The organism is Clostridium sp. CS001, from assembly GCF_020443565.1.
Lineage (GTDB): Bacteria > Bacillota > Clostridia > Clostridiales > Clostridiaceae > Clostridium_AD.
In genome coordinates, this window is the sequence record NZ_JAIZZN010000001.1 from 141,919 (window position 1) to 166,848 (window position 24,930).

The 24,930-nt window shown below is 30.1% G+C and carries 27 protein-coding genes and 1 riboswitch; of the genes, 3 read left to right on the plus strand and 24 right to left on the minus strand.

Annotation, left to right across the window (positions count from 1 at the left end; all coding sequences use genetic code 11):
• Nucleotides 1-23: 23 nt before the first annotated feature.
• From LGK97_RS00655 to sigY, 8 genes are all read right to left on the minus strand, one after another.
• Nucleotides 24-470 (minus strand): GNAT family N-acetyltransferase, encoded by a 447-nt coding sequence (locus tag LGK97_RS00655; protein WP_226257804.1) that lies wholly within the window; start codon nucleotides 468-470, stop codon nucleotides 24-26.
• Between the two features lie 172 nt (nucleotides 471-642).
• The gene (locus LGK97_RS00660; RefSeq protein ID WP_226257805.1) at nucleotides 643-1,374 is read right to left on the minus strand and encodes a TraX family protein; all 732 of its coding nucleotides are present in this window, start codon (nucleotides 1,372-1,374) and stop codon (nucleotides 643-645) included.
• A gap of 325 nt (nucleotides 1,375-1,699) precedes the next feature.
• A complete protein-coding gene (locus LGK97_RS00665) occupies nucleotides 1,700-2,455 on the minus strand; it encodes a hypothetical protein (protein WP_226257806.1) in 756 nt (251 codons plus the stop codon).
• Complete coding sequence (locus LGK97_RS00670; protein ID WP_226257996.1) at nucleotides 2,442-3,368, minus strand: ATP-binding cassette domain-containing protein; 927 nt, start codon at nucleotides 3,366-3,368, stop codon at nucleotides 2,442-2,444. Before LGK97_RS00670 ends, LGK97_RS00665 begins: the two co-directional genes overlap by 14 nt.
• Before the next feature lies 1 nt (nucleotide 3,369).
• A complete protein-coding gene (locus LGK97_RS00675) occupies nucleotides 3,370-3,576 on the minus strand; it encodes a PLDc N-terminal domain-containing protein (RefSeq protein WP_226257807.1) in 207 nt (68 codons plus the stop codon).
• A 201-nt stretch (nucleotides 3,577-3,777) separates the two neighbouring features.
• The gene (locus LGK97_RS00680; protein ID WP_226257808.1) at nucleotides 3,778-3,996 is read right to left on the minus strand and encodes a hypothetical protein; all 219 of its coding nucleotides are present in this window, start codon (nucleotides 3,994-3,996) and stop codon (nucleotides 3,778-3,780) included.
• Nucleotides 3,996-4,397: a DUF5345 family protein gene (locus LGK97_RS00685; RefSeq protein ID WP_226257809.1), complete on the minus strand. Its 402-nt coding sequence runs from the start codon at nucleotides 4,395-4,397 to the stop codon at nucleotides 3,996-3,998. Before LGK97_RS00685 ends, LGK97_RS00680 begins: the two co-directional genes overlap by 1 nt.
• The gene (gene sigY / locus LGK97_RS00690) at nucleotides 4,398-4,928 is read right to left on the minus strand and encodes an RNA polymerase sigma factor SigY (RefSeq protein ID WP_226257810.1); all 531 of its coding nucleotides are present in this window, start codon (nucleotides 4,926-4,928) and stop codon (nucleotides 4,398-4,400) included. It abuts the gene before it with no gap.
• Between the two features lie 292 nt (nucleotides 4,929-5,220).
• Nucleotides 5,221-5,325, plus strand: a riboswitch (TPP riboswitch).
• An 84-nt stretch (nucleotides 5,326-5,409) separates the two neighbouring features.
• Between sigY and thiT the strand changes: the two genes are divergently transcribed.
• Entirely contained in the window at nucleotides 5,410-6,045 is a 636-nt protein-coding gene (thiT, locus tag LGK97_RS00695) for an energy-coupled thiamine transporter ThiT (protein ID WP_226257811.1), read from the plus strand.
• Nucleotides 6,046-6,138: 93 nt separating this feature from the next.
• On the opposite strand, the gene LGK97_RS00700 is transcribed toward thiT, so the two are convergent.
• The 4 genes from LGK97_RS00700 to LGK97_RS00715 all read right to left on the minus strand — a co-directional run bounded on the left by LGK97_RS00700 (nucleotide 6,139) and on the right by LGK97_RS00715 (nucleotide 14,036).
• Nucleotides 6,139-10,536, minus strand: coding sequence for a hypothetical protein (locus tag LGK97_RS00700; protein ID WP_226257812.1), 4,398 nt, complete (start codon nucleotides 10,534-10,536; stop codon nucleotides 6,139-6,141).
• Nucleotides 10,529-11,245, minus strand: a complete 717-nt coding sequence (locus LGK97_RS00705) for a DUF6063 family protein (RefSeq protein WP_226257813.1) — start codon at nucleotides 11,243-11,245, stop codon at nucleotides 10,529-10,531. Before LGK97_RS00705 ends, LGK97_RS00700 begins: the two co-directional genes overlap by 8 nt.
• Before the next feature lie 69 nt (nucleotides 11,246-11,314).
• Complete coding sequence (locus tag LGK97_RS00710) at nucleotides 11,315-12,934, minus strand: hypothetical protein (protein ID WP_226257814.1); 1,620 nt, start codon at nucleotides 12,932-12,934, stop codon at nucleotides 11,315-11,317.
• A gap of 94 nt (nucleotides 12,935-13,028) precedes the next feature.
• The gene (locus LGK97_RS00715) at nucleotides 13,029-14,036 is read right to left on the minus strand and encodes a Wadjet anti-phage system protein JetD domain-containing protein (protein ID WP_226257815.1); all 1,008 of its coding nucleotides are present in this window, start codon (nucleotides 14,034-14,036) and stop codon (nucleotides 13,029-13,031) included.
• Nucleotides 14,037-14,314: 278 nt separating this feature from the next.
• On the opposite strand from LGK97_RS00715, the gene LGK97_RS00720 reads away from it, so the two are divergent.
• Both LGK97_RS00720 and LGK97_RS00725 read left to right on the plus strand, forming a co-directional pair.
• Nucleotides 14,315-14,740 carry a nucleotidyltransferase domain-containing protein gene (locus LGK97_RS00720; protein ID WP_226257816.1) on the plus strand — a complete coding sequence of 142 codons (426 nt, stop codon included), beginning with the start codon at nucleotides 14,315-14,317 and terminating at the stop codon, nucleotides 14,738-14,740.
• Nucleotides 14,727-15,188 carry a HepT-like ribonuclease domain-containing protein gene (locus LGK97_RS00725; protein ID WP_226257817.1) on the plus strand — a complete coding sequence of 154 codons (462 nt, stop codon included), beginning with the start codon at nucleotides 14,727-14,729 and terminating at the stop codon, nucleotides 15,186-15,188. The genes LGK97_RS00720 and LGK97_RS00725 overlap by 14 nt, the downstream gene beginning before the upstream one ends.
• A 195-nt stretch (nucleotides 15,189-15,383) precedes the next feature.
• Here LGK97_RS00725 and LGK97_RS00730 read toward each other — a convergent pair whose 3' ends face one another.
• The 12 genes from LGK97_RS00730 to LGK97_RS00785 form a co-directional block, all read right to left on the minus strand.
• The gene (locus LGK97_RS00730) at nucleotides 15,384-16,196 is read right to left on the minus strand and encodes an alpha/beta fold hydrolase (protein ID WP_226257818.1); all 813 of its coding nucleotides are present in this window, start codon (nucleotides 16,194-16,196) and stop codon (nucleotides 15,384-15,386) included.
• A 349-nt stretch (nucleotides 16,197-16,545) separates the two neighbouring features.
• On the minus strand, nucleotides 16,546-17,358 hold the full coding sequence (locus LGK97_RS00735) for an anti sigma factor C-terminal domain-containing protein (RefSeq protein WP_226257819.1): 813 nt from the start codon (nucleotides 17,356-17,358) through the stop codon (nucleotides 16,546-16,548).
• The gene (locus LGK97_RS00740) at nucleotides 17,343-17,867 is read right to left on the minus strand and encodes a GNAT family N-acetyltransferase (RefSeq protein ID WP_226257820.1); all 525 of its coding nucleotides are present in this window, start codon (nucleotides 17,865-17,867) and stop codon (nucleotides 17,343-17,345) included. Before LGK97_RS00740 ends, LGK97_RS00735 begins: the two co-directional genes overlap by 16 nt.
• A 168-nt stretch (nucleotides 17,868-18,035) precedes the next feature.
• Nucleotides 18,036-18,569, minus strand: a complete 534-nt coding sequence (locus LGK97_RS00745; RefSeq protein WP_226257821.1) for a CHAP domain-containing protein — start codon at nucleotides 18,567-18,569, stop codon at nucleotides 18,036-18,038.
• 107 nt (nucleotides 18,570-18,676) lie between these two features.
• Entirely contained in the window at nucleotides 18,677-18,847 is a 171-nt protein-coding gene (locus LGK97_RS00750; protein ID WP_226257822.1) for a hypothetical protein, read from the minus strand.
• A gap of 269 nt (nucleotides 18,848-19,116) precedes the next feature.
• Nucleotides 19,117-19,575, minus strand: coding sequence for a GIY-YIG nuclease family protein (locus LGK97_RS00755; protein WP_413228407.1), 459 nt, complete (start codon nucleotides 19,573-19,575; stop codon nucleotides 19,117-19,119).
• A gap of 293 nt (nucleotides 19,576-19,868) precedes the next feature.
• Nucleotides 19,869-20,138, minus strand: a complete 270-nt coding sequence (locus LGK97_RS00760; protein WP_226257824.1) for a hypothetical protein — start codon at nucleotides 20,136-20,138, stop codon at nucleotides 19,869-19,871.
• A 411-nt stretch (nucleotides 20,139-20,549) separates the two neighbouring features.
• On the minus strand, nucleotides 20,550-21,029 hold the full coding sequence (locus tag LGK97_RS00765; RefSeq protein WP_226257825.1) for an NUDIX hydrolase: 480 nt from the start codon (nucleotides 21,027-21,029) through the stop codon (nucleotides 20,550-20,552).
• A 33-nt stretch (nucleotides 21,030-21,062) separates the two neighbouring features.
• A complete protein-coding gene (locus LGK97_RS00770) occupies nucleotides 21,063-21,566 on the minus strand; it encodes a kinase (protein WP_226257826.1) in 504 nt (167 codons plus the stop codon).
• Nucleotides 21,567-21,807: 241 nt separating this feature from the next.
• On the minus strand, nucleotides 21,808-22,371 hold the full coding sequence (locus tag LGK97_RS00775; RefSeq protein WP_226257827.1) for an HD domain-containing protein: 564 nt from the start codon (nucleotides 22,369-22,371) through the stop codon (nucleotides 21,808-21,810).
• A 278-nt stretch (nucleotides 22,372-22,649) separates the two neighbouring features.
• Nucleotides 22,650-22,811 (minus strand): hypothetical protein, encoded by a 162-nt coding sequence (locus tag LGK97_RS00780; RefSeq protein WP_226257828.1) that lies wholly within the window; start codon nucleotides 22,809-22,811, stop codon nucleotides 22,650-22,652.
• A gap of 522 nt (nucleotides 22,812-23,333) precedes the next feature.
• Complete coding sequence (locus LGK97_RS00785) at nucleotides 23,334-24,809, minus strand: protein adenylyltransferase SelO (protein WP_226257997.1); 1,476 nt, start codon at nucleotides 24,807-24,809, stop codon at nucleotides 23,334-23,336.
• Between the last annotated feature and the right edge of the window lie 121 nt (nucleotides 24,810-24,930).

A 24,930-nucleotide genomic window follows, 5' to 3' on the forward strand; every position in this document is an offset into this window, starting at 1 on the left:
TCATTTCTTCATATACATAAATATTAAAGTTTTTTATATAACATTTCTATGTGCGGTATCTCATCTTCTAAATACTCCTCTGAAACCTTTACAAACCCTAAGTTTGAATAAAATTTAAATAAGTATTGTTGTGCAGAAATTCTAATTGTTTTTTCACCTAAGTGCTTTTCAATAAACTCCATTGCATTTAGCATCATTTCCTTGCCTAATCCTCTCCCACGATGAGTTTTATTAGTTAACACCCTTCCTATAGATATCTCATTATATGAAATATTCTTTTTTAAGATTCTTAAATAAGCAACAATCTCTCCATTTTCTTCTCCAAATAGATGATAGGCTTTTTTATCTTTATCGTCACAATCTTGATAAATACATTGCTGCTCTACAACAAAGACTTCATTTCTAAGTTTTAAAATTTCATAAACTTCTTGTCCAGTTAGCTCATTAAACTTTTTTACTTCCCAATTCATGGCACATACCCCTCCCTTTCCAAGTTACTCTCTACGATTTTATAATTCTCTAATAAATAAAGTCCGCAAAAAAATAAAGTATCTTTATTTCTATACGGACCTTTTTATTCTGTTTAAAATCTTAAATATTATCTACATTATACTGTAATGCTATTGATATTACAATAACCGCTTACATAAACATCTTTATTAATCCTATTATTAATAGATGAACTGGGTAGAAAGCATAAAAAAAGTATTTTAAGTTTTTACCCTTCTCGCCATTATAATAAAATATAAAAATCAACGCAAGTAATGACAATCCTTGATTAAACCATCTTAATTCTATTGATATACCTGGATATCTGCTTATGTAAAGTAAAGCTTGTGATGCGCTGAATAATATATATACACTAGTTTGTGCAATAATTGTTTTAATTTTGCTATCCCTAAAAATGTAGAACCCTAGCATCATGGCAACCCCATATATACCATAATCAGTATGAAAAGCTTCAGCTGCCATTCCCAGTGTTACTACAATTATTATCTTAGCAAGCTTTGACTCTTCTTGGTTCCATATATGTATTGCTATTAATCCAATAGTTAAAGTAAAGAAAATATTCAAATGCGGATATGGCGTCCCCATAATAAATCCTAGAAAATCAGAGTAGCTATGTATGTTTATATTTCCACCAAAGGCTAATGAAAATGGTATCTGTGATATAAGTCCAAATATAAGAAGTCTATTTAAATACTTGGAAAATGAATTTGTTTTGCTATACCCTATAGCTATTAGATAAGCAAATATAGGAAATGATAATCTTCCTATGACTCTTAAAATTGTAATCCTTGGAAAAAGTGCTGCTCCCAAATGATCTATTAACATTAATAAACATGCAATTACTTTTAACATGCTGGTTGTCATGTATATCCCCCCAATGAATATTAATTTAAAAAACCTGAACTCTTTGAGTTCAGGAATCTTTTTTATTTTTTAGGCCCTTTGTTTTTTTCATTCTTTTTATCAGTTTTCTTACCATTATTTTTAGTTGAAGCACTCTTACTTTTACCCTTATCCGGCATAATGTTATACCCCCTTATTTTGATATCCTTTTTTCTTTGCTTTAGTCAGCATACCAATTATGAATAGGTAGTCCTTTTTTTCTAGTAAGACATGTAGTATACAAGTATTATAATTAACTTTTACATTAATGTCAATATATTCAATCAAATTTAAAAATATTAATTCTTTAAATAACTTCAACTTTATTCATATTAAAAACAGTTGCTATTATAAAAACCATACTACATATAATTAAAAATACTATAGTATCTAAATATCCTTTCAGCATAAATAGATTTGCTCCTTCTACTAATTTGTATGGTACAAACTTTCCAATGATGCTTAAATTTACAAATGTAGCACTTAAGAAAATTATCATAACGGTTACAAAACCTGCTATTATACCTTTGTTTACAAAGCTACTAAAAAGTGTTACCAATGTAATACTAAAAAAGTAATATACAGACATCAAAAAAGCTGCGTTTATAATGCCTGCCATAGAAACCTTTTCCCCCTGAATCAAAATACCTGAATAATAGGAGCAAGTTAAAAAACCTATAAAAGTTAAAATGGTTACTGCAATAGTACTATGGACTATTTTAGCTAGCACTATGCCAATTGGTTTACTACCTTTAGAATAAGGGAACACAAATTTCTCTTCATTTGTTTCCTCGTTTAATGTACTTGCAAAGCTGAATATAATGAATAAACTCCCAATTTGAAAAAGGCTTTTAATATAATTGTTAACAGCAGCCTTAGGAGAAGAAACAATGAGCAAACTTAAATCTCCTTGCAATTGTTTTTCTAAAATACTTGGAAGTAGCTTTACCATAACTGGATCTAAAATAGCAAATGCAATTATTCCTACAGCAAGTATTAAATATTTATATTGTCTTTTTGATTCCATTATTTCTTTCTTAAAATACGCCTTAAAGGTTATCATTTTTATTCACCAGCCTTATAAAAATATCTTCAAGATTACTTTTTCTCAAATTAAAAGTTAATATTACATTTTCGCCCTGCACAAGAAGTTTTAAAAGTTCCACTTTTGCAATATCTAAGTTATTTACATAGATAGATGCCCTATTTTCATTTGTTATAACTTTTTCTATCCATTTAAAACCTAAAAGAATCTTATCTAAGTTTAAACAGTTTTTTTCAAACTCGATATCAAATATAGGTTGAATATACTTGTTTCTTAAATTATCTAAATTGTCAGATACGAGTATCTGTCCCTTATCTAAAATACTTACCTCGTCACAAATCCTCTCAATATCACTTAAAATATGTGTAGAAAGAAAAACTGTGATTCCTTCATGTTTTAATTCTTTTATATACTCTAATATTTCCATTCTCCCCTCGGGGTCTAGTGCAGATGTGGGCTCATCTAAAAAAACTATTTCTGGTTTATTAAATAAAGCCACGGCAATTCCCAGTCGCTGCTTCATTCCACCTGAATACTGTCCTATTCTCCTCTTTGATGCATCCGTAAGCTTTACAACATCTAAAATCTCTATGGTTCTCTCTCTTATATTTTTCTCTGACATATTAGATATCTCACCAATAAAATTCAAATATTCCATAGCATTCATGTAATTATAAAAAATCGGATTTTGTGGAAGGTATCCTACCTTTTTTAATAATTGTCTTTTATTTTTCTTAAAGTTTTCTCCATCTAAATAAACTTCTCCACCATTAAAATCAATTAATCCTGAAAGTATATTCATAGTTGTAGTTTTTCCTGCTCCATTAGGGCCTAAAAATCCATATATAGTTCCTTTTTTTATTTCAAAGGAGATATTCTTTAAAACCTCAAAGTCGCCATATTTTTTATTTAAATTAAACACCTTAAGCATCTTATTCACGCTCTCTTCCTATTAATAAAAAAGCTATGCCTCCTATTAATTGAACACAAATTACAATTAAAGCCCATGCCCATTTGGGCAAAAATTTTACCCTGTCTTTTGTTAACCTATACAAACAAAAACCTACAAGTATTACCTCCAAGATAATTATAGGTGCAAATAATTTAATTATCTCTAGTAGTTCCATTTCATTAAACATATATTTCCCCCTTTTGATTTTTTAATTACAACAATTACTAATCTTACATTCTTTTTTTTGCTCTCTTAATGCTTTAACGAAGGTAGGGGAAAAAGGTTCATTTTATTTTGAAATATATTTTTTGTCGGAATTAACATATATTTTTTAATTATAAATAGTATTTACTTAGCCGTAAAACAAAACAAAGGTAGCCGCTTAAGTTTAGCTGCTACCTTTGTTTTTACTATTTAATATTACTCGTGTTACTAATAGATAAATAATTAGATTGCCTGGCGTATTTATCAGTGCAAATACTCCCCAAAGCCAATAATATTTTTCTTTACGCTTTCTTGCATCATAGAACACCCAAGCTCCTTGAATTAATAAAACTGGAATTGCTATTGCAAGTATTATCATAAGTCTTATCTTTGAGATTTCCATTAAGCTTCACTTCCTCTTTTTTTGATTAGCAAAGCAGGTATTACTATCCATGGAGCAAGAGTAATTATAACAATCTGTGAAATAATAAAGATCTTAGGCCCTATTCTTATAATTGCCATAGAAAATATAGAAAGAATTATAATAGAAGTTAATATAAACAACATAAATTCTTTTTTTGCCTTCCCCTTCTCTCTTATATTCTGACCTTTCTCAATTATGCTTAGTGTATCTATACTAAAATCAAACATATCTTCATTTAATAAATCCATTTTATTCGATGTAGAGTTTAGTTTACTTTTAAATTCAGAAGCTATCTCATTATGCATTAGGTTTTTATCCCCTTCACCTTCATTGTAAAATTCATCAATCAAGGAGTTTTTAATCTTATCTAAATTTTTCATTTACATAATCCCCTTTCTATCAATTTCTTTTATTAAATACTTCACTGCATTATGAAGTCTCGACCGAACTGTTCCAAGAGGACAATCCATTATTTCTGATATCTCCTCATACTTATATCCATAATAGTGTTTTAAAATAAACACAGCCCTTTTCTCATAGGGTAACTTTAGAATTATTTTCATTATCTCTTTATACTCGTAATTGGAAATTACAAATTCTTCTACTTGTTGTCCTTTATCAATGAAACTTTCATCTACTAACTGAGAGTATTTATTCTTTCTCAAATAATCTCTGTAAACATTAGTAGCTATTTTTATTAACCAAGTAGAAAATTTTGCTCTAGGCTCAAACTTATCTATATTAATTACTGCCTTAAGCATTGTATCCTGAATAATATCCTGTGCTAAATATGGGTCTCCTACCATTTTAAAAGTATAACCTTTTAAAATATTAAAATTATCTTTAAAAAGTGAATTTAGTGCGCTTTTATTCCCATTTTTGGCCTTATTAACAAGCTCTACTTCTTCCAATAATTATCACTCCCAATCGTTCTTTAACGAAAGAATTCTTCAAAAAGTTCACTGTATTATAATTTTTATAAATCTATCTTCATTAATGACTAATCTCATATTCATTATATACTTATTTTTCTTATTTATAGTTTTATTATTAAAATTCATGTTGAATTAGCGTAGGAATTTAATGTTCTTAATCTTTAAATTAATTTTCCAATAACAACAATAACAACATAACCTTCTAAATATTCAAAATCGGTTGTGAAGTGTTACATTATGATATATACTTAAGAGGAAATAATAATATAATATGTGCTAGGGGTGCCTTGTGGCTGAGATATGAATATTGGATTCATTAACCCTTATACCTGATCTGGATAATACCAGCGGAGGAAAGCGGTTATGGTTTTTAAATACATTACCTATATTCCTTTTTGGAATATAGGTTTTTATTTTTGTCATAATAATTCTGTAGCACAATAGGGAGGTTATTAAAATGAGTTTTAATGAAAGAATTACTGAAATCACCAAAAATCCCATTGCCATTTTTGCACTATTGGGGGTTCTCTTATTAATTTATGGTGTTTTAAAAATCAGAAAAATTAAAATTACTACACGAATGATTACTTTAATTGGTATATCTATTGCAGCTGCTACAGTTTTACAGTTTATTACTATAGTAAAGTTACCCCAAGGTGGCAGTGTTACTGCTGGTAGCATGATTCCAATAATACTAATTTCTCTTTTTTACGGTCCAGAGGTAGGATTTTTAACAGGGTTTCTCTTTGGAATCATCAATCTTATAGTAAGTCCTTTTGCAATGCATCCTGTACAAGTTCTTTTTGATTATCCACTTCCTTTTATGGCAATTGGAATCGTTGGGTATTTTAGATCATTTAATATTAAAGGTATTCTTATTGGTGTAACTTTTGCTATGTTTGCAAGATTTGCATGCCACTTTATATCTGGAGTAGTATTCTTCGGAAGCTATGCCCCGGAAGGAACCTCTGTGTATTTGTACTCACTTTTGTATAATGGATCATATATGGGTTTAGAAACCATTATTTCCTGTGTAATTATTGCACTTTTGCCTATAAAACGCTTATCAAAGCAAGCTTTGAATGAATCTTAAAAATAAGGGCATCCATTCTTGGATGCCCTTTCAATTCTTATAGAGGAACTTTGCTGTAGATATTCTTGATGTGATATATTTCATATATAAACTTTAAAAAAGCTCCATCTGATCAACTGCCACTTCTTCCAATTTAAATCTTGAAGCAACTATAGTTTCCATATACTCTTCACCTTTTATATGTTCTGATTTTAAATACTTTAACCCACTTTTAAGCTTTGATGGTATTAAGTCCAGCACATATATATTGTCAAATCTATTTAATACAGATTCTCCACCAAGCCCAGACAAGCAAATAAGTTGCGTATTACTTTTTTTAGCTATGTCCATAAGAGGTTTTAACAAATGATCTGCATTAGTTTGAGCAAAGGGGTTATCCATTATTATAACTTTCCCATCTTCGTTGCTTGCAAATATATCTGTTTCATCTCTCCTCATATAAGAAAGCAGACTTGATAATATTACAAAAGCTGAAAGGAAGCCTTCTCCACCTGAGTTTAGTGCGATTTCATTCCAACCTAGCAGTATTTGCCTATCCTCTTCTACTTTATACATTTTAACATCTATATTACTTATGGATACAACTTCATTGTAAAGGTCACGGGTATTAATGCTCTTAGATATTAAGTCTTCTATATTTTCATTGTTTTGAAGTCTTTCAAGTGCCTTTGTAGTAAGTCCGTCTAAAAAATCATTGACTCTTAATCTATAAAGTTCACTATTGATTTCCCATTCTGGCAGCTTTATACTAAGCATCTTTACATATTTATCTCTTATTTTTATGGAAGAATTGTTATCAATTTTCCCTATATTACTATGCACCTCTAACACATATTCATAAATGCTTTGAGCTACATTATCTTTTTCTCTAGTTATTAAATCAATATCTGCTTGAAGTTTTGCCATCAAAGCCCTATGTGCATCTAGTGTTATATTTAAGTTTTCTATTACCATATCTGGCTTATCTATACTTCGCTCAATAGTTTCTAAAGATTTTTTAAAGAAATCATCATTTAAAAATAATGGCTTTCTTGACACCCTATTTATTTCATTACTTAGAGCAAGACTTTTCTTTCCTTCTTCTTCTAAGGAATTTCTATAATCTCGTCTTAGTTCTCCGCTATATTTATCAATGCCTTGAATTTCAACATCTATTATAATTTCCTGAGTTATAGAAAACTCTTTAAACTCTTCTAAATTAGATAAATTACTTTCAAGTTTTTCTATAGTTTTTAGTGACGCTGATTTTTCAGCTTTAACTTGTTCTAACTCATGATTTTTTTCAAAGGTTCTTTTATTAAAATCTCTATCTAATATTTCTTCTCTTGGCTTTGGCTCCTCTTTATTAAAATCATCTTTTATTCTTTTATAAAGGTTTTCTATATTGGTATCAATTTTAGTAAAAGCTATTTCCAACTGATTTATAGTCTTATTGATTTTATTTATAGCTTCTCTAAGGTTCTTTAAATCCTCTTTTATCTCTTCTTCTTTAAATCTATCATAGGTTACTTCTCTATATTCACTTTCATTTATAGAGTACTCTTTTCCTTTAGCTATTAAATCTTCCTCTTTTGCCTTAAACCTTTCATTTGCATCTCGCAAACTATCTTCTAAAAGTTGAATATCTGTTGAGATTTCCTTAGTTAAGCTATCATATCTAGCTTCTAGATCTTCTATATCCTTTTGCAAAATTTCCCCTTGATTATATTGGTTATATTTGTTGAAATTATCTTGAATTTTTTTAAGTTTACCTTTTAAATCTCTAAATCTATCTTGAATATTTGACAGTAAACCTTCTAAGCTGCTTTTATTCTTTTCTTTAGTATTTTTATCATTAGTAAGCTGCGTTATATTTTCAGAAAGATCATCCAGTTTTTTCTTATCAAAGGTATATCTCTCATAGCTTTTTAAAAGTGAATTAAAATCTTCTATTTCCCTTTTTAACTTTTGTAATTCAATTTCTTCTGTTCTTATGGTTTTGTTTGTATTTTCTAAAGTTTTATTTATATCTGTTATAATACCTCTAATAATACTAAATATGTTTTCCTTTGATATTAATTCCTCTTCCTTTAAACCTAACTGTTTTTCTAAGTTTTCATAAGTTTCTTTGTCTAAAACAGAAAATTGAATTTCACTTCTATTTTTTTCATAAAACTGAGTATCACTTATCTTCCTGGCTAAAGCTTCTTTTAATGAAGTTATCTCCTCTTGTTTTTTACTTAATAATTTTTTTAGTTCTTCCTCATTTATAAGTCCATTGTTAAAAGACACATAGAATGTAATATCATCCAAGTTACATAAACTATTAACTTTTTCACTAGATTTACTCATTAAGCTTTCTCTTTTCACTATAGGAATTGGGTAAGAGGTAAAAACACCTAGATCTTCTTTTTGGAATTTTATTAAATCTTCTGGGTCCATAATTAGAGAATATGGCAAAAATGGATTATTCTCTATGAACTTTATATTTTCTTTTTCACTGTAATTATTTTTCTTAAGCCAATCCATACCATAGATTATATTTATATCCCGCTTACGGAGCTTTTCCTCCATATCCCTAGGTATTTCTAGTGTTCTTCCTGTTTGAAGTTTTTTCTCTTCTTCTTGCAACTTATTTAATTTAATAATAAATTTATTTTCTTCTTCTTTTAAAATTCTAATCTTACTATTAAACTCATTTATTATATACTCTTTGTCAAAAAGCTTACTCTCATCTACATCTATGTATCTTATTATATTCTTTCTATTTTCTATTTCTTTAAGTAGCTTATTTTTATCATCTTGCATATTGGATATTTCATTACTTATATTACTTATTTCTTTTGAAATATCTTCTTTTTCTCTTTCCCTTACCTTAGCCTCAATAAGTTTATCTTCATATAACTTTTTGCTCTTAGTAATGACTTCTTCTTTTTTAGTTGCACTTTGGTTATATTCTAAAGTTTGTTCGTTTATAAAATCTTCATTAAAATATCCCATCATATTTCTTATAAAAGTTTTTTTATATCTATTATTGAAATTCTCTTCTTCCTTTGAAAATGAATTTATATTACTTTGAAGTCCACCCTTTAATATACTCTTTTGTTGAAGTGCCTTATTAATTTCATCTATTTCCTTTTTAGCTTCATCTATGCTAATTCTTGTAATCTTTATATTCTCCTCATTTTCCTGTACTAACTTTGAGGTTTCCTTGTCCTTGCTTTCATAATATTTTTTTAAAGTAAATCCTGTGTTTTCCCTTTCTGGTTGTAAATCCTTATTCTTTTCCTTTGCAATATCTATTTGATTTTCATATTTTTGAACATCCCTTGAGGCTTTAACATATTCCTCATATATCTTTGAACATTCCAGTACCTGTTGCTGTTTTTCAAGTTCCTTTGTTTTCTCATTAATATTTAAGGCTTCTTCCTTAGCTGTTTCTTTATCTGCATTTATTTCCTTAGCTTTACTTGAAAGTTCATAAACTTCTGAAGATATCTTTTCATATTTAATATCCCTAATGTATGCTTCTATTTCTGATATCTTAAATTCTAGTTCCTGTTTTTTATTATCTGCATGATTTAAACTATTCTCTAAATATTTCATAAGATTAGCTATTTTATTTTTTAAACTTTCACTGTTATTTCTATGCTCCATAAAAACTTCTGCCACAGCTAATATTTCCCTTGCGCAGTTTCTAAACTCTTCTATAGCCTGCTTTTTTTCTATTTTAGACTGGTTATATCTATACTGATATATGTACTTTTTGACTATTTCACTGAAGTTTTTTATTTTATCCTCATCTCTATTTATCTTATCTTCTACAGCTTTAATAAACCATTTCTCCACAAGACCTGATACATTTTTTGCTTCTTGAAAAAGCTCTGATAACCCTGATTCTTTCATGTTAATCTTTTTTATTATGCTTTCCCATTCTTTATTATTTATTTTATACTGTCTTAAATTATCAAAATAATTTTTAGTTTGCGATGGCATTGTCATATCAAAGTAATTAAAGTTTATGTTCTTATCTTTTTTCAGTTCCTCAAGTAACCCTTTTGTAGTTGTAAAACTCTTGATCTTTTTTATATTCTTTTCAACCTGAACTGCTGGAAAATTATAAATATCATATTTACTATTTCCTCTATACTCATGTATAAAAGTTAATATATCTAAATCCTCACCTGAATCATCATCTGAAGAAATTAATCTTTTTCTAATCATCATACCAACAAGTACATACCCCACACCACCATCTAGTGCCCATTCTGTTAAAATGTAGCTCGGTGATGTAGAATTAAAATAACTTTTAAATGTTCTATCTTTTAAATCCCTATATCTCTTATTCACAAATGGTGCCATCATTAGCTGAACCATTACAGATTTACCCCCACCATTTCTAAGACTCAAAAGGGTACTTTCTCCACCTAATTCAAATGTTTCATCATCTATCTTCATTGAGTTGTTGTTATAACTAAAGTTTACAATCCTAAGAGCATTAATTTTACTCATCAATTTCACCTCCAAAAGCTTGAACTACCCTATGGTAGTTGTTTTTATTTAATATATTCCAATCCATAAAGTTATCTAGTTTTGAGGTTGTAGTTATCATATCATCTACCTGTATATAATTTATAAGTCCTTGATTTTCTAAAAAATTAAGTATAGTATATATAAAACCCTCTTTAGTAGTTCTAGAAGTAGTTTGCTTATCTGAGCTTTTAAGTGCTTCAAAACGCTCTAAAATATTAGTATATGCAATTCCCGTTTTTGCTTGTTCCTCTTCTAAATTCTCTTTTTCTACGCTTTCTTTTAATCTAGTACTTATTATGTTTAGAAGTTCCCCGCCCTTTAAAAAATCCCTAGCTTTACTTGTTCTACCTTGAGAACCATAAAACTCAACTAACATAGTAAGTATCACAAACTGTGATAGATAATAATCCTTATCATTGCAATTAGACTTGCAAAGTTCTTTTTTAAGTTCTCCCTTAGAATATCCTAAAAAATCATTATCCTCATTAGGTATAAGATATATAACTCCACTGTACTTTTCTACTTTGCATCCACAGTTTTCCCCTTGTCTTTTCACTAAATTCATTACCTGCTCACTTTCAGAATATGTTCTAAAAAGTTCTTTTTCCTTTTCCTCTGAAAGTTCTCCATTTTGAATTAAATAATAAAATATTTTATTACTTGCATTTATCTCTTCAATATTATACATAAAGTTCCCCTCGTTATCTTTAAATTTAATCCTTACTGAAACAAAACTTATTATTAGACTATGTGAAAATTATTTTTTATTCACCCTAAAACACACATCTGAGCATATAACAGTTTTAACTATACCTTTATCACTCGGGAGCCCATAAAACTTAATCTTCTCCTTGCTATCCAGTATTTTAGAAATATAAATATTTTTAATATCGCTAAGCTTAATTTGCTCTTCTACTAAGTTTAGTATAGTTTCGTTTAACTCAAATTCAAGCTTTTCTTTTTCTGATATTGTTTCTTCTTTTTCTTTCTTTAGCTCTTCTATATCAATATGTTTATACTTTAATAGTTCAATTATTATTTCCCTAAATATCTCAACTGTTGGTATTAATACTTCTTTATTGCTATTATTCTCTTTAATTTTTTCTGATATTTCTTTAAGAGATATTTCTCCTTTTTCACTGGCAAATTCTAAAATCATTTTCAAGGAACTTTTATATTTCTCTAGCTGCAACCTTGCTTTTTCTTTTTTTTCCAAAAGGAAGTGAAATTCTTCAAAGGATACCACTTCATCTTCTTTAATTTCTTTTTCCTTTATGTTTTTCTGATACTGAATACACTTATTAATGTTATATGTTTTATTAACAGGTGCTCTATATAACGACCTTAATATATAATCTATAGTATCCAGCTTTGAACTATCGGAAATAACCTTGTCATATATATCCGTTGCTATATTAAATCTTTTTATAAGGGACATGGAAGACATTTCCTCTAATTCTTTTGAATAAACAGTTTTGAAATCAAAATGAGTATTTAGTATCTTTTGCTGCTCTTCAATGGCACGACCAAGATACTGCTCAATTATTCCTAAGAATTTTAGATTTTCAAGCTCCTTGCCACTAAGTTTTTTAACATTTATGTCCTGCTCTTTAATTTCTTGTATTTTAAAGTTAACCATATTTCTATATTCATTAAATTTCTTTCTTGTTGCATTTAAAGAATCCATATTACCTTCTAATAATTGTCTATATTCTTCTACTGAATAGTTAAGGGCATTTTGCCTAATTCTCCGTGTAGCATCATGCATTTTTTGAAGCTGTATTCTTAGAAGATTAAATATGTTTTTTACATCATCTACAGCTTTATCATAACTAGCTTTTTCAAGATGAAGCTTAAATATCATCTCATGTATGGTAAGCTTCATATTGCTTTCAATTTCTAAAGTAGATAAAAGAAGTGAATAACCATCATCTGTTAAATAATAAGAAGTTCTCTTTACCACATCATCAACATAAACTATCTTATTAGAAACAAAGCTTATGTATATATCTGTGTATTCCACTTCTTCAAAATCGAAACCTTTAAAATACATTGCCTTACCTTCATCACACAGCACTACATTTACTATGAATTCCCCTAGTTCTTTGCAGTCTTCATAACTTAGAGATTTTTTAAAGTATTTCATATTGATGTCATCAATAAAACTACCTATACTATCCATAGTACAGTATTCATCCTTTAAAGACTCCTCCATTATGTAAAGCATAACTGCAAATATTAAATTTATGTATTCATGAGTTTCTTCAAAGCCGTAATTCTTCCATGTATTCTTAAACATACTATTTTTACAAAGTAGAACATAGGCACCAACTTTCTTCATTCTTATATCAAAATCTTTTAGAAAATCCATATGCATTTTTTTCACTTCCCCCTACTGTATGTTTCTTTATTTATAATCTTTATATTACTGAAAAATTTCCTGCACTTTCAATTCCAAACTTCCCACTAATTTAAAAGTCCCCAATATTCAATATTTCCTGAGGAATATATTTATTTGAGTTAAGCATATTTATTATAACATCCCTATACTCCTGCGTAAATTCACTTAAAAATACTTCTCCTATATTTCTATTTTGACCTTCTTTTGTATTTGGTAAACTTATATTTTCTTTAATAAATTTATCTATCATAAATTCATATCCTTTAACAAAAGTTTTTATATTAAAACCCCCTTTGAAAACTTCATGTAGTCCTTCATAAATTATTATTCCTTCATAATCTAAGTCTCCAAGATACAAAATTTCATTATCTTTATGCAAAAGATATGGCTCCACGCAAAGTTCAAAATCTTTAAAGGTTTTGTATATGTTTTTTCCTCCACCATATATTAATGTAGATATTTCTTCACCAAAAATTTTGCTACCTCCGTTTATAAGATGTTTTCTCATACTGTAAAAAGTGTCTTTATTTTCAAGTATTAAAATCTTTTGTGGTGAGTTTTTGCTATAAGAATAGTAAGCAAGAGGTTGCGTAGTATCGTAAATGTTTAAAAATTCTTCCGATAAATTAAGATTTTTTAGTATCCTTTTCCCGCCCTCTTTATTAAGAAATTTTTCTCTTCCCCAAATTTGAAAACTTCTTTCATTTGCTGATACCTGTGTATTAAGTAACTCTACTTTTTCATCAAGAAATCTACTCAAAGAAAGAATGAAACCCATATCTTCTTTATATTTATCAATGTTCTTCATATAATAAGTTTTATCTAGCTGAATGTTAATACCATAAGATAATTCCAATGCAAACTTAGAGTTATCTTCTTTAGCGTCTACAATATTATATCTATTGTAAAGAGCTGGCTTCTTACCATTTAATTTGCTGCTTTTTATAGGTAGTATTACCTCCTCATTAACTAGACTTGTCATCACATTTACTAGTTCCATATAGTCACTTATATTAAGATATTGTTGCAACTCATCAATATCCAGTCTTTTTTTATTGAGATTTCTTAAATTCTTCATTGTTTTCTCCTTATATAATATATGTTTGTAGTATCTATATTAAATATATCATTAGATGAACTATTAGCAAGCATAAGTTGTCCATTGCTTTCCCCTTTCCCAATTGAATCTCTTTACAGTGTGAAATCATTTAATTTTAGAGCATCAACCACAAACAAACCTTGATCGTAGTCCTCTCATCTTAGATATGGTAATATAAATATAAGCTAATAGTTGTTTAAGTAGCTATTTATGGATATAATTATGGTAAATACTTATGGCAGAAATGAGGGGAAAGTGTGGGTAATATTAAGTTAAGTGATTGCGAATTAAACTTAAATAAATTTGATACAATTATATCTATTTGTACCTTTGGTAGTTACAATGAAGCATGTTTTGATAAAATAAGAAGTGATATAGATGTTATGATTTTATTAAACAGAGAACTTCAATGGGAAGAAGAGATGGAAATTGAGGATTTTCTTCAAACTATTCTTCCGCATTACTTCAATCATAAGGATATACACTACACCTTCGTTAACGATTTTATCTATCCTTTTAGTGAAATTTTTATAGAAAGTGAAGATAAAATAATTATCCTAGAAGAAGCTTATTTAGATTATATGCTCGGATATTCTTGCTTTAAGAGAGATAGAGAATATTTAGAAACAATTAAAGAATTGAATTTGAAATCTATGGAGGAATATAAAAATGGTTTACTATAAATATAAAAAGGAAAAGTTAGAAGAAAAATTTTCTGAAAGTAAAGTTTTTTTAGTTAGAATTAGAGAATGTTTAAAAAGAAGTCCCAATAGCGAGGATGAGATTATTGATGAAGCAATGATTTCATACTTTAATTCTTTTTGTGAGTTTATAATTGATATGTGTGAAACATATTTAGTTTCTACTGATAATTTCATTCCAAATAAATCCGGTCCAGAAATATTAGATTTATCAAGTACCTTTGGTTTTATATCTACAAAGGATTCTAAAAAACTGCAAAATATTATTAAGTTAAGAAATAGATATACACATGATTATTATCAAAGGAAATTAGCAAGAAACAGAATTTTAGAGATATGTAAAACTGAAATGAATACTTTAGATATGTTTTTAGAAGTATCTACTGAAAAAATAACTCTAGTACTAAATGAAAATAAGAAAGACCAATAGATTTTAATACTATTGGTCTTTGATAGCAAATAGCAAACATAAATTGTCCCTTGGGTTCCCAACTTATGTCATCACCTCGCAACTGCTTCAAAAAAACCGGAATATTATTTTCCCTGTGATTATTTCACTTTTACCCATAAAATGCTTATAACTGATATAATAATATTACCTCTCTATACTTAATTACTTCAAACGTCATTCTTCAATAAGTTTCACCAATTCATCGTTGAATTCGTCACGCTGGTCATAGAACGATGCATGACCACTATATATAAATGGTATAAGCTTTGAATTTTTAATACCCTGTTTTTGCACCTCAGCTAGTTTAAATGGAACAACTTTGTCATGGATACCATGAATAATTAAAGTTGGAACATTTACTGTTCCAAGATCAGAAAATAGTACTTCATCAATCCAAGTATTTGCAATAGCAGCAGTTGACCACCCTGCTGCCTGTAATCCCAATTGGAAGAACCAATCAGAGAAGGCGTTAGTTATATGCTGAAAGAAAAATATATCTCCGAAATCCCTAAGCATTTTAGGACGATCAGTATATGTTCCCTGAATAATTTTGATTACATCCTCTTTTTCTAACCCATATGGGAAATTGGGGCGTTTGATAAGACTAGGCGCTGCTGCCGCAAAAAGAGCAAGTTTAGATACTCCTTGTCCTCTATGACGAGCCATGTATCTAATAGCTATAGCTCCCCCAGTTGAATGTCCTGCCAGTGTGAAATCATTTAATTTTAGAGCATCAACCACGCATTTAACATCATCTGCCAACCTATTATAGTCATAACCTTCATAAGGCTTATCTGAATTACCAAATCCCCTAGTATCTATTCCGATGCATCTGTATCCCATCTTTGGAAGCTGGTCAAACTGATATTCAAACAACTTATGACTTCCAGGCCAACCGTGTATGAACAAAATTGTTTTCTTTCCCTCTGGATTAAGATCCTCTACATAAATCTTTACATTTGGTTCTACCCTAACGTAGTATCCCACTTAAAACCCTCCAATAATTAAATAGCTATCTTAATAGGTTATTCACTTGGGCATAAATTTGTGATTGATTTATCTGGCTCTTAAATATATCATTATTCAGTTTCCCACTCATTTCAACTAATTTCTCTTCCTGGATAAGCAATATTCTTTAATTGAGATAATGTTCAAGCCTGCCATCTTCTATAAGTGGCAGCTGCTCATCCTAGGAAGATTATACAGGTTGCAGTGTAAATCTGCTTTCAAAGTTGCTAATATTGCAGCTTCGAAGAAGATGATTTAACCATTCTATTTGGTATGCTATAACTTATACTACGATTTATCACACTATATTATCATATGAATCTTTTAATTAGTATTTATCTGTAATAACTCCAATTGATGATGCTCTTATGAATGGAAGTTTCCTCAGTGACTTAAGACTTTCTGCATCACCTGTAACTACCACTCCTTGCACCTTAATATCCTCTTTCGTTAATTTCCCATCTGCACCTGCTATAATATCATAAATATGTGTTATACCGCCTTTTTTTAGACCACTAATAAAGCCTTCTTCTGGATTCTCTATCTTTTCTCCATACTCATTTGTATTTTTTATTCCATAAGCATAATTTTCGTAACATAAGTCTGGATATTGTTCTACTTCTATTATTTTCCCTTCTTCTCCATCCTGCTTATTTATATATTGCATTTGTGTTTTTTTATGCTCATCGTCTACTGAATCAACCCAATACCATGTTAAATTTAAATTCTTTGGTATTATATTACTAACTTCATCCATACTATATTCTTTGTCAAAAGATAAAGCAATCTCCATATATTTTTTATCGCCTATATCTTCTAATAAACTTAAGTCCTTCTCATATCTATTACCATAATTCACATATGGATAGTAAAATACCATTAGTTTTTGTCCTATATCATTATATCTAGATATGAAATTCAATTCTTCTGCAGTCATCTTTGTATTACTTATAAACTCACCATCTCCTTGAGGATATTTTTCTCTGATTAGGTTGTATTTAATCCCATGTGTTCCAGTATATACTCTTTTCCCATTTATATATTTAAAAGTTTCGTGCTCTATTTCGCCACCTAAATACCCTTTGTAGTTATGAAACATACCTGGAAATTTATTAGGAGCTTGAACTACTGCACCTGCCAATCATTTTTACTATAAACATATTCAAATGACTTAAAGTTTTTATTAAGTGATTCTGCATAAAAAGAACCTTCTTGTTCAAATCTAAACCCACATTTTTCTATTAATCTTTTAGACGGCTTGTTATTTTGAAAACAGCAAGCATACACATATTCTATTTCATTAGAAAATATATACTCCAGGACTCTACATATTACCTCTGTCATAAACCCCTGATTTTGATAGTTACAATTAAGTGCAAATCCTAACTCTTTTGTATCTTCCCTTCCATTCTCAGAATCACTATTTATTGCTATATGGCCAATAACTTTTCTATTTTCTTTATTTTCTATTGCAAAAATGTTCTTATTTTGAATATTTCTATACAACACTTCCTTTGAATTTAACAAGCTGCTATGATGATTCCACCCCGCCATTTCTCCAACACCATCTTGGCTACAATAGTCATTCAAGTCCTTTAAGTCTTTCTTTTCAAAATTGCGGAGAATTGTTCTGACAGTTTCTAATCTCATATATGTCACTCTCTTTCAAATTAATATATGCGAAGGGTTTATAAATAACCTCTAATAAGCACCACTCAATTATTTTGTCTTATCCTATATTTTCCGTTCTTAAAAAAACTTCTTAGCTAAAATTACTTTCAATAAATATACAATACATCTAAAATTGGAATTTATCACTTACAAGGTATGCTCATTTTCATTATACGAGAAGTTATCTGGAATTCGAATGTATGCTCGTATATGTGAATTTTTCTTACGTTCAATTATTCCAGAAATATTATTGATATTTCCTTCTGCTACAACAATTGAATTGGACTTATTTTCTATAACAATTCCGATATGGTCATGCTCCGAGTCATTAAAAACCTTGTCAAAGAGTACAATATCTCCAATTTCAGGTGCATAAGAATCATTATTACCTAAAACATATCCTATTCTGTCATCTGCTAAAGCCCATTCCTCCCAAGCACCACAACCTCCCAAATTACATGAACGACATTCATTTGGATGTATTGGAATATCATAACCTGCTTTTTTGCAACAATAATATATAAATGCAGCACACCAATTTCTATCAGCCTTTTCTAACGACCAGTTTGGAAACCCATATATTATTAAATCTATATTCGGTTCTGTCTGCATGACAAATCCGTGAAAACATTTTAAAGCCTCCATTTTTGCTATTTTTGCCAAAGTGTTTTTTGTGCTCATTTTGCACCTCCATAAATTTATCTTCATTACAAATTACTATTTTCTTAATTAAATTGGAATTTACATTTTTCTATATACAATATTTTTTAATTTTGTTGCATTTTCTCCTAGTTAATCTCATCAATCGGCTTAAATATTACAATGCTTCCGTCCTGTTTTACAAATATACAATGTAAATTTAATACCACTCTTATCAAAGGCTTTACTTGATTACATTGATTTATATATGTTTTTAAATAAGGTACAGCTACTCCATAATTAGTTGATGATTCTTCCATCCTTTGAACCACTTGACCTAAGCAAGTTCTAAAATCCAAACCTATGGATGTTGTTTCTCCTTTAGCTTCTACTACCCACTTTTCATTAGTAGATGGGCTTATTCCAACATAATCTAAGTATGCTACTTTCTTTTTTATATACCCAAGTCTTTCAAAATACTGTTCTATTGCCTTTTGTATGAAGCATTTATTCGGGCGGTCTGAACTCTTTTTATAACCACTTGTAACTATAAGACCTCCATATTATTTAGAAAGTATACTTTATTTACTTATACTACTTTACTCTTTACTATAGCTCTACAATTCTTTCTTGCATCTTGAATAACCTTCTTATACTTACTCTCTTTTACATACTCTACATTAAAAGCTGGATACCTAAACTCTTTTATAATTTCTTTTTCTATATCTTCAAGCTTTACGTCTATACTGTTATACGAACAAAATGCCACCCCAAGATTAGCAAACATAAATTCTGTCAATCTTTGCTCGCTCTCTTTACTAAGCGTAAAATTTCTGAGATTACTTTCTGTTGCTGTTTTACCCCGCATTATTGGTTCTAATCCTAATTTTTTTATCAGTATTGCACCTATAGCACGTCTTAATGTTGATTTGCCCGTGGTCTTAAGATGAGATTTTAATACCCTTTCATTAAGTGTTTCATCTTTTGCTATACCCACGTAGATACAAGATTCCTTTTTTATGTCACTTAATGCTGTACCTTCAAAAATGTTATTTGCTCCATTCTAATACTCTTTAACAACTATATTTTTCGATTTATTCTTAATCTCTACAAATTACTATTTATCTAAGGATTATATGACTAGTCTTTATTTCGCAGTTATTTACATGGTTCTTGTAATTACAAATTTATGATTACTTGAACCCTTATAAAGATTTAAAACTAAATTATTTTATATCATGTTATTTATTATTAAATCTTTGTATTTGCCCATCCTATATTTCTGTGAAGTTTGTTATTTCATCAAAATTATTCCTTAAGGATGAACTGCGCGATATGTAATTATTCTTTAATGCCAAATGCAATCCATCTACCATCAATATCCTCTACAACAAATTCTTTATTGTGATAATCAGTGACAGACAGCGGACGAACAATATTTGCCTCCGCCTCCAAAAATTCTTGCTGAAGTTTCTCTTGATTCTTTGTAATAAAATATGCATCATATCCATAACCATATAATTCACGATTAGGTACGAGCTTTTGTTTTTCAGACACAGTTAAAATGATTTCAGTATCGTCACGATACAAGCATATATGAGGCTCAATCACTCCAAGATATTTCACTGCCTTAAATCCCAATTTTTTTCATAATATTCTGATGTTCTATTAATATCGTGTGTTGGGAAACCTAAATGTGATTGAAGAAATTTTTTTTTCATAATGATACCCTCCTTAAACGGGTATAAATAATCTTTGTATAATCTTACGAGTTTTACATATCTCTACGCCCTTATTAATCAATTATATTTTATTTTTTTGAACTGTCCATTATACATTATAACTTGTACCAAATATAGCAACAATTTAACTGCACATTATTAGCCTAATGAATATTTAAACTATAAGTTATTAATTCAATTTACACTTAAGCTACGTATATTATAATTTAAGAGGATTCATACTTCCATCAATACAACTAACAATCATTATGTTCATTAAGATAAATTGGAGTTTATCTATCTACCTTTCATCTGTAACAATATGTTCTACGTAACCCTGTATATTTGACAGTTTATCAATAAAAAAAGTAGGAAATGCCTTGTACTTTGTTAAATCATCTATTGGTAGCCAATGCATATACTCTTTAACACCACATGAATAACTATTACTATTAAGTTTTTGTATTCCTCTTGGCTTCATCAAAAAATAAAAAGCAATTTCGTGGCAATTATAACCTTCAAGACTACCACTACCAACAAAAAAATTTTCATGAATAAATGCTAACCTGTCAATTTCATAGTGTATTCCTGTTTCTTCATATACCTCTCTCACAACAGCATCTTCAGCCTTTTCACCAATATGAACGCCTCCTCCAACTGGATAGTAATAATCGTCCCTATCGTTTTTAGCAAATAATACACTTCCATCTTCAATAATTATTGCTGCTGCTTTATATCTGAACCATCCATCGTCTTTAGTAAATCCACAATCATACTTCATTTTTATCCACCTCATAAATTTAAAATTTATTGTTTACTTTAAAACATCTTGATAAATCATATCCACTATTTCATTTAAACTTAATTCTTTATGTAGGCATACCTCAGGAATAATATCTAATAAATCTTTTTCATTCCACCATCTTTTCATTTCTTTTTCTCCAAATTCGTGAGCATTAGGCTTTTGCTTATGACGATTTAAGGTTTCTTCAAAAGGTATGTCAAAATAATATGCAAAAATTTGATTGTTAAATTCATCAAATAAATTTTCAAATAGTTTCTTATACCACTTTGAATTTAAAATGCCTTCTAAAATTACAATGTCGCAGTGTTTCTTTCCATATAGTATAAGTTCATTTAATAATTGACTGGCTTCTGGATTAGGTCCATCTTTCACAAATAGCAATTCTCTCCTAACGACATCTTGTGAAATTAGCATTGTACCATGCCCAAATTTCCTTTGTAATACTCTACCTGTTGTAGTTTTACCACTTCCTGAATTACCTCTTAGTATTATTAATTTTATCACTTTATCCATCGATTATATATCCTTCCGAATTCATCAAATTACTATTTTTCTAAAGATTATATGTACAGTCCTCACTTTAGGATTGTTTACATTGACGACATTTTTTTAATAAAATCTTTATAGATTTAAACTACTTATTACTAGCCCAATGGGTATAGCAATAATCTGCGCTTTTACACAGTATTGCTTATAACCTCAACAACAAATAGCAATTTGTAAGAGTAAGTGCGAAGATGGTTTTCAGAGAGATTTATTTTCCTGCTTTAATCTTCTTGATGGTATCTTCACGAACAGCCTGTCTTAATGTTTTGAGATAATGGGAGAAAGCAACTTTATCGTCAGCATAGGTTAGATTAAGGTCAAATTCTTTCGGAATCCATGTAGACAAATCGGAAATATTGTGCTGAATTAATGCTTCAAGGCTGTCAATGGACTTATAGATTTTTGCTTCGGTGGTTTTGCGTTCTTCCATTTCTTCGTAAAGTTCTCTCATTTCTACTACGTATTTTTTTGGCAGAGAACGAACCCAGTTATACAACAGGTTTTCTTCTGTTTCTTCATGGGTTTGGTTTTTATCAAAGGTTGGAATGTCGCCAGTAAAACATTCGCCTAAATCATGTATGATACACATTCTAATAACCTTATACATATCTACTTCTGGGAACTCGTCCCGCATAAAGAAAGCCATCAAGGTCATCATCCAACTATGTTCTGCTACGCTTTCATGCCTACCTTTTGCTGTATAGCAATGACGAGTTGTATCTTTTAACCTTTCGGCAACCAATAAAGCATCTAATAATTTCCTTGCTTCCATTTTCAATTTCCTCCTATTCACGATTATCGCTTAGTCAGATTATACAAACAATCTCCTAATTACAAACATTCCGTTATCACTACGAGGTAGCAGGGATGAACACCATTTATATTCTTCATGTTCATCAGATAGTTCAATATCTAATACGTTACTAATTTCAACAGCAAAACAAAAATCCTACATATCCATTAGTTCACCTCTTTTTACAAATGCCTACTAACCAAGGAATTAACTTAGTAGGTCTTTTAAGAATATTGTTCATTTTTAAATATTAAAAATTATTTTTCTGGTCTAATTAATAACCATATTACTAATCCAATAGGTCCACCAAAAAAAACTAAAATGAATACCAAACATCCAGATTTACCTCTATCAGATGCATCTGATAGAGCCCATATACTCGCAATTAACCCAATTAAAAACCAAATTATAATCAACATAAACACCCCCTGTTTTTATACTCTATTATTATTCTAAAAAGGATGGCATTATTCGCCTTAAATTACTACTCCTTATCAATCGTCAATCTATGATTGATAAGGAATTTTTTACAAGTTTGACACAACTCTTTAACTTAGAAATGTCTTCAGATATCCTTGATATGCCGAATACCTATAAAATTTTCACACCTTTCGGGCTGCTCATTTTAGACATTATCAGAACACTCAAATAAAATAAAACACTAGTTACATATTTTCTCATCAAAACCATAAACTTCAGTATTCTTTCTTATTATAAGCTCGTCTACCTTCATTATACTACAAATTTTAGCATTATATAATAATTATACCTATAATGTATCTTTTAATTATATTCATTAAAAGGAGATTCTATGAGCTTTGACAATATGTCTCAAGGTACGCAATTAAATGGACTTAGCCCTAAATCCCATCTGGCTAAGTCCATTTATTTTTTTGTAATATATAACTATTGTACTACCACAAATGTATAATGCTTGTATATTAGGTACCACAAAAAGTTCGGTAAGGCTTAGCTGATATCGAAGGCAGTGCTACGTAATCATCCTGCTCTGGGGAATGTGCATATGGATTTGAAAGAACTTCAAGAAGCTGCTTCATCACACTGTAGTCCTCTTGTTTTACTGCAGCATCTAGTGCGGCTTCTACCCTATGATTTCGAGGGATTATTGCGGGATTGGAATTTCTCATCAACTGCTTAGAAGAATCGTTGGACTCTTGTTGCCTGCTTAGCCTCAACTTCCATAGCTCATGCCACTGAGCGAATTCTGTACTCTCAAACATAACAGTACCTGACATGGTGTCAAAAGTTAGTGAGCGGAAGGTATTGGTATAGTCCACACCATACTTATTCATTATACTGAGAAGATCTTCAATAAGGGCTTTATCCTGTATCTCTTCGTTAAATATTCCAAGTTTACTTCTCATTCCCGACAACCAATTATAGTGGTACACCTTAGTAAAATCTGAAATGGCATCTTGGGCCATTTTTAAAGATTGCTCCTGATTGCTGTGTAGCAGTGGCAACAGAGTTTCGGCAAATCGCGATAGATTCCACTGAGCAGCATGCGGCTGATTGCCATAGGAATAGCGTCCTTGAGTGTCAATAGAACTGAATACTGTTTCCGGGTCATATTTATCCATAAAAGCGCAAGGACCGTAGTCAATAGTTTCTCCACTGATGGTCATGTTGTCGGTGTTCATTACCCCGTGAATAAAACCAACCAGTTGCCACTTGGCAATTAGTATAGCCTGACGCTTGATAACCTCCTTGAGCAGATTAAAATATCGGTTCTCAGAAGCTTCAATCTCTGGAAAATGTCGTTGCAATGTATAATCTGCAAGGGCCATGAGATCCTCAGTAGTTCCCCATTTTGAAACATATTGAAAAGTTCCAACACGCAGATGACTATCAGCCACCCGAGTTAGGACTGCCCCGGGCTGATGAATTTCGCGTATTACTTCCTCACCAGTTGCCACCACTGCAAGACTACGAGTAGTAGGAATACCAAGAGTATACATTGCTTCGCTGATAATATATTCACGTAACATGGGACCAAGTGCCGCTCGACCATCACCGCCTCTAGAGTATGGAGTTTCACCTGAACCTTTGAGCTGAATATCAAGCCTCTTACCACTTGGAGTGATCTGCTCACCTAGTAGCACAGCCCTGCCGTCCCCAAGCATAGTAAAATGCCCGAATTGATGCCCTGCATAAGCCTGCGCAATAGGCAAAGCACCTTCCGGAATTCGGTTCCCTGAAAGTACCGCTAGCCCATCATTACTTTGTAGCTCCTGGGCACTAAGCCCTAGTGATGTTACTAATGAATAATTAAGAATGATTAATTTCGGTAAATATACAGACACTGGGCTCTGCCTTGTAAAAAATAATTTCGGCAAACGGGCATAACTGTTATCTAAGTTCCAGCCTTGTTCTATTATTGATTTTTCCTTTGTCATCATATCTTCTTTTCTCCTTTCTCATCCTAGTTTTTTCTTTTATCTAAAACAAAAATCACGGCATTTTATGATATTTTTAGTTATCTACTTTCTATAGCGACACAAGACAGCCCCTTTTAGT